Here is an 8,613-nt window from a genome sequence, read left to right as displayed (position 1 = left end):
ATTAAAGCGATGGCGTTTGAACCATCGCTGATTTTTTACCGGCACATGGACAAGTTACCCGTCAATTCATGGACAAATGACCCCGTCATCTAGTGGACACCTTACGGTGTCATTAACACTATGGGCTGCATCGTGGGGATGGATTCGATCTATTTGTGGGTTACTATTGTTTGAACTGCACCCCGGAGTTCAGTGGCCGCCATTGGTATATCATCATGGAGGGCGTACGTTTCAAACTAAAGAAAAAGGAGCGATATCAGGTTATTCTCTAAGCTAGCTGAAATCATGATCACTTATTGATTAACTGCATCGCGTCTAGACAATCTTTTTTATTAAAAACGGACACTGTCTCCGTCAAATGATGGACAACAAGCGTCATCATATTCTGGCCATTAATGAATGAATAGCAGCAACAAGTAAACATATAGAACAATTTGCAGAACTGTTGACTAATCTTCCCTGTCTTCCTTTTTGATGCAAACTGTGAAAAACCTTTATTAGACCCCAGTTATATGAATAATATTCAACGTTTGGGATTAGCGAATATATCATATTCAATGTACAACACAAATTCTAATGCTTATGAACCTATGAAAGACCATCAAGAAATCCTTTATTGGAAAGAACAAGCACTGAAATTAAATAAATGCTCAGAAATTAATCGAGGCGTTCTACTTAGAACCGATTTTGGTAAAAATTTTTACGAGATATGTATACGTTGATATCTTTTTCCTTAAGCCTTTTAAATTGAAGGGCTTCTTTGTTTCGCAGTTGCGTCCGACTATCTATTTATCGATAGGCAGTTCTTTAATTCTTCGTGCCGGAACACCAACATATATGCCGTTAGGTTTGCAGTTTTTATTAACCAATGATCCAGCGCCTATCACGCAGCCATTTCCAATAGTTATACCAGGTAAAATAGTTGTCCTAGACCCGATCCAACAACCGTCTTCAACAGTAATTGGCGCACTAATTAATCTGCCACCACGTCTTTGATAATTACCAATTTTATGCGAAGATGTGCAAAATAACACCTCCATGCCAATCATACAATTATTACCTATACTTATTTTACTGCCACATTCATTATCAAAAATACATTTATAGTTAATAAAAGTATGTTGTCCTATTTCTACATTAAAGCCATTAAATAAGCACATAGAATGGATGAATGTACCCTTTTTACTTATATTTAAGCCGATAAATTTATAAAGGATTATTCTAAATTTACTAGTAATTAAAATAGAATTAACTAATGTGTTCATGATAATGATTTGTAATTTCTTTTTTATTCGAACCATATACTCACCCTATAAATTACATATTAAGTTAACTATATTATTGATCATTTTGATCTTCCCATATTCTATTAATTATATACCAAAAATCAAGTTCTCGAAACTCTCCTTCCGGCTTTCCAGGTGCAAACTCAGGTGAGTGAGACATTAGAAGATGATAGTTATCATCTATAATAGTTAAGTTATCGCCATCATATGTTGTTCCATTTGTGTCTTTTAATATTGTTTTTACTTGAACTCTGAATTCCCGTGAATTTATACCAAGGAAGGTGGATCGACCCCAAGGGCTTGATAAAGATCCATCTGCTTTTTGGTCAGCTCGCCAATATGCTTGTCGCCTCCGGGTTGCCGGTACTGCTCGACCACATCCAGCTCCTCCAAAAGTTCCTGAATGGTGTACTGTTTGAGGAGTTGATGATCGCTCATCGCTTTTTTTATGTATGAAAGATAGAACAGAGAGATGAATTGGACAAAAAGTTTGCCTTCCTGGTTCTCTTCGGAGGAAACCGAGGTTCGGCGAAGATTCAGCCGTTTTTTAAAATTCCCGAAGGCTTTCTCGATTAGATCCTTTGTAAGATAAATTTCCAGCGCCTCCAGGGGATCTTTGATCCCATTGGAAATAAAAGCGAAGTAGCCAAAATCTCTCTCCGCTTTGGCGATGGCCTCAACTTTTGGCGTCAGAGAAACCCCCCTGACGGGCGTTTTCTTCCACTCGTAGTAACGCGCATAAAGCTTTTCATGTTCCGGATTTCTCCTGCCCGACTGCAGTTCTTCCTCCAGATGATCCAGCAGTTTATTGAAGGCCATCTTATCGTCCGTTGCCTTTTGATCATTATAGTAGAGATGAAGATACAGCCTTTTCTTATCGGTTATGATCTCCCCGGTTCGCTTTTTAACTTCTGAATAGTCCCAGTCCATCAGAAAGGATTCATAATAGAGATTGCAGCCGGAATCATAGTGGGCGTGTGTGACCATTTTCTGACGAACCTCGTCCAACATCTTGCGAACGAATTTCAGGGAGGTCTGGACACCAATCAGATATTTTACGTGGTCCTGATAGAAGGCGTTGATATTTTTCTGACTGTAGAAGCCGCGGCCCATCACGACCTTCACTTTCTTTTGCTTCAGAAAGTCGACATCCGCTAGCAGGGTGCGTACCGTTTTGACATCGGCAATGTTGCCCAGCAGCTTACGATAGGCAACCGGCAGACCGGAGGTCTCCCCATAAAGAAGCGCCAGGTTAATCTGCGACAGCGGATCATGATCCTTGTTTTTGCCGTATTTAACCTGTTTCAGCGCCTTGGAATAGGACGAAACGGAGGTCGTATCATTAGCCAGATACTCCTCACGTGTTACTGCTATTCATTTATGTTCAGAAGATGACGGTGGCTATTGACCGGAGTTTGACGGGGGCGCTGTCCAAGGATCACAAGGCCATCTTAATACAAACAGCCAATTAACCAGATATTTATAGAATCACCTGATATCTTTCTTTTTCATTGAGGTTGAAGAGAACATCTTCGGTGATGATATACCAACAATTGCCTAACTCAGAGTGCAGTTAAGGTAATAGTATAGTATCCCAGGATCAAGTCAAATCCTTCCCCGCATTGAAGCCCATAGGGCTGACCATCAAATATGACGGCCCAACAATCCTGTTCACGATCGTAGAACATTTCGTAGGGTGGCTTCATGGGAGCTCCCCCTCTATCACTAGCTTAACCATCCGATCGTCAATGATGGGAGACCATTTTGAGCGCCATATATGAGACAATGCGTGCATGTCTTATTGATCAACCGAGCTGTTCCACTGGAAAATCGATAAATTTCTTCAATGGCATCCTTTGTAAATACAGGGCGGTCGCAGCCAAACTTGAGTTGACACTCAATATAGGCATTGGTTTCTGAGCGATCGTAATGACCAATCCTGCACTGAAGATCGATACGCTGACGGATAGCGGTGAAATTTTGGAGTTTCAGCCGGTCCTAGAGTTTGCTTTGACCGACCATAATGAGGGCCATTGGACTTTGGGAATCCATTTTAAAGTTCAAAAGGAATCGAACTTCCTCCAACATTTCACGGCTAAGCAGATGAGCTTCATCGACAACACAGACAGGTTGGATGCCGTGAATTCCACGCATCAGTTCAATTTCATGGTGTAACTGCCCTTTTGCGTCTCCTCTGTAGAATTTTGCTTCGCATCCTAGTTGTTCCAGTAATCCTTTATAAAAGTGACGCGGTGTCAGTTTGGAGCCTGACAGATACAAGACATTATAATGAGCGGCATCTAATCCCTGAGTAAAACGCCGAATGGTGGTGGTTTTTCCTGTACCACAATCACCAGTCAAAACAGCGAATAACTGACGCTCAGCGGCGTAATTCAAGCGGCCTATAATCTCATCCATGGAGAGGGAGTCATAGAGTTTGTCCGTCAGAATGACTCGAGAAAGCGGAGTCTGATTCAGATGATAGAAGGGCTCAAACATGATGTTCACCTACATTCATCACGCGGCGATAGGAAACCGCTGGTTTCTCGATTTCATGCCGTTCTTCGTGCTTCTTGGAGCCCGCATGTAAGAGACGGGAGGAATCGACAGACTGAGGTTGGAGGGTTTCTGGCAACTCTGGATGCTTTCCAACCCGTTCTCCAATTTCTAGGGGCTTAGCCTACCAGGATGGATAGCCCTCTTTTTCAATCAAAAGCTGTGACAGATCCGAAGGATCATAGATAATATCGACGGTAGCTCGAATAAAATTCGTCCCGACCTCATACAGTTTGTTTTGAAAACTGATGCATCCGGATTTATCCACTTTTCCATTTTTCCGCGTGAAGAAAGGCCAAACGGATAGTTTCTGGTTCTAATAAGAATTGAAGCGGCTTTTTATCGCTCCGATAAGCCATCAGTGGTGTGGCATGATCGCCAAGTGCCGAGTGCGGCTTATTTAGATAGCACTCACTCAACCATACTTGAAAGAGTTCATTTAACTGATCCATTGATTTCGGATTTTCTAAGGCAATCTCCGCAAGAAAATCATCGATTACACGGTTCAGCCGTTCTATTTTCCCTTTGTTATGCAAAGCTTCACATAACAAAGGTTATGCATAGTAAATGGTAATGTAAAGTTGAAAACTTCATCCGCTAATAATTACACGATTCTGTCTCTATCACTTTACATTACCACATTGAGTTACTGCTTATTGAAATGGGTCAACCAGGTCAATAGATCTTTATTTTTCTGCCATTCAGGTTCTTCGGATGGGGACACATCTGTATAGGCGTTCTCAATGGCTTCTCTTTTTTGTTTAGAGTCCACTTTAGCGTAAACCTCTGTGACTTGAACAGAGCTATGACCGAGAATATCACGAATATAAACTAGATTAACCCCCGCTTGAAGCAGATGCATGGCTTTGGAGTGCCGAAGGCAGTGACAGGATAACACTTCGGGGATTAGCGCTTGATCTTTCTTTCGGGCCATATTTTTATATTTTGTCAAAATATAATTGACTCCAGCCCTCGTCAACTTCTCCTTTCGCTTATTAAAAAATAGCGGGAATAAATTTGCGTGATTTTTTAGAAGATCCTGTTCTTCCATATACCGCCTTAATAGCTTTACAGCAGGACTCATGAGAGGGACAATCCGTGCTTTATTTCCCTTGCCGATTAATTTAACGATGCAGGGCTCATCAAGCCTAACAGAAGAAGGCGTTAAGTCAATAATCTCCTGCACACGGGCACCTGTATCATAGAGCAGTGTCAATAAAGCCAAGTCCCGACGCCCATTTTTCCTGACCGCTCGTTTTACAGATTTTTTTCTTCATTTCCGCCACTTGAGCGACATCAAGATCTCCTGAAAGTAACGGAGCGATAAGCTGAAACCGGCTGGCAGCGACCTCATCCCGTTTCTTCGGATCTTTCATGATGCATCCTCTCCTTATTGAGTCTTCATCATGAAGTCTAAACGCCGATAATTCGGACAGAAATGCAGAACAGGTCTGTAACCAAAGATTCACATTAACAACCGGTTTGGTCATTCGGGATAGCCATCCGTCGGCATCATCAACCAGGCGTCCGATTTTTTCGAGTACGGTCAGTGAATCCATGGACGCTGGATTCACCGAGGTTAAATTCAGTTGAAAACGAAGGGCAATTGAGTGAAGGCAACCCAACCAGTAATCGATCAAAATGAAGAACCAACGGTTCCAACGAAACAGAGTCGAGTTATCTGCCCGAATATCATTTTTGTGGGGAGACTGAATGATTTTCTCAAAGCAACAGGCTTCATAAGGTTTATAAGGCAGAAAGAAATCAGGAAGTTCATGGTGAATCTGATGACAGCCCACACACTGAAGACAGCGAATCCGTAGTGCCGTCTTTTCCCCATTGTCTCTTATGTATTTTCTCAACCGACTTCCAATAACTTTAAGTTCTCTTCCGCCACCAGGGCAAGCAACCTTTTCCGTACTCTTAACTGAAAACGCCAGTTGAATGCTTATCAACGAGATCATACTTTGATATAATAATCTTATGTGTTGGGGAACATCTCCGTGTAAGTAGGATTACACGGAGATGTCCTTTTCCCTTCCTAAAAAAAGAGGCTTTTAGGACAGCCTCTGCTTGAGGATGTGGCATCTCTTGTCGAACGTAACTTACGCCGCCAATATCGGAATTGACTTAATGGGATTTCCTGATCGGCGCACCATTGACTCCCTGATAATCCGTTCGCCTCAAAATCGCTCATTCTCTTCTTCCAGGATGCATGTAGCTCCGCTCGTGTCATGGATCATCCTCCTGATCAATTAAGAGGCATTATCGCATGACGCTAGAAGTATGAGAAGGTGTCCATTATTTGACGCTCACTAAAAAAGCGATGAGCGATTATCAACTCTTCAAACAGTACACCATTCAGGAACTTTTGGATGAGCTGGATGTGGTCGAGCAGTACCGGCAACCCGGGGGCCACAAGTATATTGGAGAACTGACCTAAAAACAGATGGACCTTTATCAATCCCAAGGTGTGGGTCCACCGACCTTGGTATAATTTCACAGGAATTCAGGTTTAAAGAGACATTGAACAAAGAGAACCGCTGGGTCAAACTCGCTTAGCTCATTCTCTGGTGAAAAGTAAAGGAACACTATGCCGCTAACTTTAAAAATGCAACAGCGAAGGAACCCACAGCCTTATTAAACAGGCGAACCTGACCGAGGCTCAGACATGCTATGGATCAATTGGCTTTTATGCTTCTTGAACAACTGTTGACCCTGAGTGTCAGCCGTCAGCATTAATAAAGTAAAGTTCAACGGCGAGAATAAATTAGCTTCCCAGATCGTTTCAATACCGACAATAACCACAATTGAAATGAGGAGATAGTATTTCTGAATGATTAACCAATACATTTTCAAAATGACTACAACGAAGAATAAAAGGGTAAAGATGAGTCCGAATTTGAACAACATATGCAAATAAGATGAATCAATATAAAAATAAGATGGGATAAAATGATAGAAATTCACACGCCCCCCGGCGTTCTCGATCACATGTTGGCCAAACAACTTAATTGAGTAGCGTTTGAAAGCCAAATCACCTAAATATAATCGACCAGTCAGCATGTCATTCAAATTGATTTTTCCGATTATTCCTTTGTTAAACGCGTACATTTTTGTGACAGCGACCGCAATAATCGCAAACAACGGACAGGAGCATAGAGCGAAGATTTTACCAATGTGTTTCATCACTTTTGGAAAGTGGATTTTCAAGAGGAACGGCGCGGCAACTAAAAGAAGAATACCAATGGTATCGTTCCGTGCATTCGCATAATAGTAAGTGATTGCGGCCAAGACGAAAATCTGGCAAACACTGAATATACCTAGTCTCTTTTTTATATAAACATACGCGGCTATTGCAAAGAAGACCAGATCCGAGAAAAGCGTTGGTTGAGTCAATCCAAATGAATGACGCATAATTCCTTCTCGCATGGCATGGTAATCGATGATCAATCCCGAAAGTGACAGCGAGTAAAGAATCACCAAAGAAAGTGACAATGTAATAAGGGCCGTTTTGGCAATAGTATTCAGATCTAAATCATGGGTGATATAGGCAAGCATGACCATAATTACCGGCATACAATCATAGGCTTGAATGGATATAATCATGGACAGTATGAGAAATAGGCTGAAAAACAAAAGGTACTTATTATCATGTTTTCCGAGAATTAGGAATTTAATTGCTGCAGCAGCCGTTACAAAAAACAGGAGGTAGCCGTCCTGTAATTGACTCTCAAAGGGCATTGCGGAGACTTGTAAAATAAAATAAAGCAGAGAAAGGGCAAAGCCAACCTTGCCTATTTGAAGGCTGATCCGCTTTCTTTGAGTGATTCTTATTCGCTGATTCATCATTCTTTGCTTCAAGCTATGCAGCCTCACTTAATAACTAGGTATATGTTTTAATAATGAGATGAGCCTTAAACCAAATTGACAGGGGACAATGAGATTTTGCTTAAACTGACAACTCTAGTAAAATTAATTTCATAGAGTGATTATAGTTTAACACATATAAGTCTGATCACGATCAATGAAATTCACCATTTATGGCATGCCTATTTAAATGGAAAGCCAGCACGTTATTGTCACCAGCCTTTTTATGACGAAAATCGACCAGCTCGGATTCTTCCTTCTGCTGGTCGATTCTAAATTGTTAATGATCTAGCTTTCGGTTTTACTTCATTAATTCATCTTTTAAGGGCTTTAATTTGATCCGCAGACTTTTCTTCCAGTAGCGGACGGTGTGCTCAGAGACTTGGGTGGATTCGGCAATTTGCCGGGTGTCCCAATCGTCGAATAGGGTAAAATTGAGGTATTGAGTCTCACGAGGGATGAGCCTGGGAAGGTGATCTTCAAGGAGCCGAAGCATCTGGGCTTTCATCGGCTCCGGGGAGGTCTCATCGGGGATGTCATAGAAGCTGTCCGTACTGTTGATTGATTCAGCACGCACATTTTTGTAGTGCTTTCGGAGGTAATCGGAGAGTCTGCCATTCATGGTTTGTACCGCATAGGCGATGAACACATTTTCCGGATGCTTCTCCTGGTCGACTCTATCAATATCGAACTTCTCACTGGCTTCCCAGAAAGCATAGCGGGCAATTTGCAACAGGTCATCGCGATCGGCGGTGCTGTACAGATAGTGCAGGTCAATTCCTTGTCTATGCCTGCTAATCGCATAACCTTCCGTAAAGTGATCGAGGAAGGTGAACGCCTTGTATGAAGTGTTCTATCATATGAGTCAAACCCCTTTTTCACGGTCCGTTCCGACGGATGC

General features: G+C 42.0%; 12 protein-coding genes and 1 pseudogene. 3 read left to right on the top strand and 10 right to left on the bottom strand.

Annotated elements, in window-relative coordinates:
- Positions 1-125: 125 nt before the first annotated feature.
- Positions 126-272: a DUF5348 domain-containing protein gene (locus D889_RS15770; protein ID WP_158511573.1), complete on the top strand. Its 147-nt coding sequence runs from the start codon at positions 126-128 to the stop codon at positions 270-272.
- Positions 273-452: 180 nt separating this feature from the next.
- Positions 453-722, top strand: coding sequence for an Abi-alpha family protein (locus tag D889_RS16035; protein ID WP_369369351.1), 270 nt, complete (start codon positions 453-455; stop codon positions 720-722).
- Between the two features lie 63 nt (positions 723-785).
- On the opposite strand, the gene D889_RS0114355 is transcribed toward D889_RS16035, so the two are convergent.
- The 8 genes and pseudogenes from D889_RS0114355 to tnpA form a co-directional block, all read right to left on the bottom strand.
- On the bottom strand, positions 786-1,301 hold the full coding sequence (locus D889_RS0114355) for an acyltransferase (protein WP_010632881.1): 516 nt from the start codon (positions 1,299-1,301) through the stop codon (positions 786-788).
- A gap of 252 nt (positions 1,302-1,553) precedes the next feature.
- Positions 1,554-2,648 (bottom strand): annotated as a pseudogene (locus D889_RS0114350) (IS1634 family transposase); the annotation flags it as partial.
- A 200-nt stretch (positions 2,649-2,848) separates the two neighbouring features.
- Positions 2,849-2,974 (bottom strand): DUF5348 domain-containing protein, encoded by a 126-nt coding sequence (locus D889_RS15865; protein ID WP_238537745.1) that lies wholly within the window; start codon positions 2,972-2,974, stop codon positions 2,849-2,851.
- A gap of 310 nt (positions 2,975-3,284) precedes the next feature.
- Positions 3,285-3,785, bottom strand: coding sequence for an ExeA family protein (locus tag D889_RS0114340; protein WP_010632879.1), 501 nt, complete (start codon positions 3,783-3,785; stop codon positions 3,285-3,287).
- Positions 3,786-3,966: 181 nt separating this feature from the next.
- Positions 3,967-4,110 carry a Mu transposase C-terminal domain-containing protein gene (locus tag D889_RS15860; RefSeq protein WP_238537739.1) on the bottom strand — a complete coding sequence of 48 codons (144 nt, stop codon included), beginning with the start codon at positions 4,108-4,110 and terminating at the stop codon, positions 3,967-3,969.
- A gap of 378 nt (positions 4,111-4,488) precedes the next feature.
- Entirely contained in the window at positions 4,489-5,067 is a 579-nt protein-coding gene (locus D889_RS15100; protein ID WP_081498671.1) for a tyrosine-type recombinase/integrase, read from the bottom strand.
- Positions 5,042-5,797, bottom strand: a complete 756-nt coding sequence (locus tag D889_RS15855) for a DUF6431 domain-containing protein (RefSeq protein WP_193379238.1) — start codon at positions 5,795-5,797, stop codon at positions 5,042-5,044. Before D889_RS15855 ends, D889_RS15100 begins: the two co-directional genes overlap by 26 nt.
- A gap of 86 nt (positions 5,798-5,883) precedes the next feature.
- A complete protein-coding gene (gene tnpA, locus D889_RS16030; RefSeq protein WP_428834906.1) occupies positions 5,884-6,078 on the bottom strand; it encodes an IS66 family insertion sequence element accessory protein TnpA in 195 nt (64 codons plus the stop codon).
- Between the two features lie 69 nt (positions 6,079-6,147).
- Between tnpA and D889_RS15760 the strand changes: the two genes are divergently transcribed.
- Positions 6,148-6,285 carry a hypothetical protein gene (locus D889_RS15760; RefSeq protein ID WP_010632875.1) on the top strand — a complete coding sequence of 46 codons (138 nt, stop codon included), beginning with the start codon at positions 6,148-6,150 and terminating at the stop codon, positions 6,283-6,285.
- A gap of 197 nt (positions 6,286-6,482) precedes the next feature.
- On the opposite strand, the gene D889_RS0114300 is transcribed toward D889_RS15760, so the two are convergent.
- Together D889_RS0114300 and D889_RS15505 are read right to left on the bottom strand one after the other, a co-directional pair.
- On the bottom strand, positions 6,483-7,706 hold the full coding sequence (locus tag D889_RS0114300) for a hypothetical protein (RefSeq protein ID WP_010632874.1): 1,224 nt from the start codon (positions 7,704-7,706) through the stop codon (positions 6,483-6,485).
- Between the two features lie 307 nt (positions 7,707-8,013).
- Positions 8,014-8,475 carry a sigma-70 family RNA polymerase sigma factor gene (locus tag D889_RS15505; protein WP_282705203.1) on the bottom strand — a complete coding sequence of 154 codons (462 nt, stop codon included), beginning with the start codon at positions 8,473-8,475 and terminating at the stop codon, positions 8,014-8,016.
- Positions 8,476-8,613: the final 138 nt, after the last annotated feature.

The sequence above is a fragment of the Sporolactobacillus vineae DSM 21990 = SL153 genome (genome assembly GCF_000377985.1).
In the GTDB taxonomy this organism is placed as follows: Bacteria; Bacillota; Bacilli; order Bacillales; family Sporolactobacillaceae; genus Sporolactobacillus; species Sporolactobacillus vineae.
Note: the sequence above shows the minus strand (reverse complement) of the source record. Positions and strands in the feature narration are given on the sequence as shown.